This window comes from Methylobacterium oxalidis (assembly GCF_007992195.1).
Lineage (GTDB): Bacteria > Pseudomonadota > Alphaproteobacteria > Rhizobiales > Beijerinckiaceae > Methylobacterium > Methylobacterium oxalidis.
The window spans coordinates 1-848 of sequence record NZ_BJZU01000322.1 but is presented as its reverse complement, the minus strand read 5'-3'; the positions used below and the strand labels follow the sequence as shown (position 1 = coordinate 848).

1 protein-coding gene is annotated in these 848 nt (G+C 65.7%); it reads right to left on the bottom strand.

Annotated elements, in window-relative coordinates; translation table 11 throughout:
* Positions 1 to 189: 189 nt before the first annotated feature.
* The gene (locus MOX02_RS30805; protein WP_174804993.1) at positions 190 to 669 is read right to left on the bottom strand and encodes a phosphate-starvation-inducible PsiE family protein; all 480 of its coding nucleotides are present in this window, start codon (positions 667 to 669) and stop codon (positions 190 to 192) included.
* Positions 670 to 848: the final 179 nt, after the last annotated feature.

Sequence of the window (848 nt, the reverse complement as noted above, 5' to 3'; positions counted from 1 at the left end):
TCGTTCGCGAGGTCGTGGTCGAGCGCCCGGTGGTGTACCGGCCGCGGCCCGTCGTCCGGGAGGTCGTTGTGGAACGCGACGGCTTCTACGGCCGGCGCCGCTTTGGTCCGCGGCCGGTCGGCTACGGCCCGGCCTTCGACCCCTACGACTAGCGCAAACCCTGGCGGCTGGCCTCACCGGGCTGGCCGCTTACTCCCGCGGCTGTGACGTGTTCTCGGCCGTGAGTTGAGTGTCCTTGCGGTCCTGGTCCCGCACCAGCCAGTGCACAGCTCCGAGCGCCAGGACGGCGGCTGCCAGCCCGATGATGGTCAGTGGCTCGGTCTTGCTCGCGTCTAGGATGATGAACTTGCGGGCAAGCGCCAACAGCGCAATCAGGATCACCGTACGCAGCTGGATGATGCTCTCCTGACGGTGAAGCACGCTCAGGATCGAGTGGTTGAACTCGAGCGCGATCAGGACCGTGAAGATCATGCCGAACACGGCCTGGAAGACGCTATGCTCGGCCGGGTCGAGCAGGCCGAAGATGACGAGGAGCACGACGCGGAAGCAGAGGTTGACCATCGCCGCGACGATCACAAGGCCGATCAGGCCGGTGAGCACCACGACGACCACTTCCTCGAAGCGCTCGTACAGGCTCAAGCCTGGCCAGGCCTTGCGGGTCTCCCGCAGTGTATCGGCTGCTGCCGAGACGTGTCGCGCAAAGGGGTAGCGGGTCTTGCTCGAACGGCCGAGTCCGGCAGCTTCAGATGACGTATGGTCCACGCTTCTTGTCTCGCTCATCCAGTCAGACGATCAGTGGGCCGAGGGAGCTTCCGCGATCAGCTGCCTGTGGGCGCCGAGCTACTGCC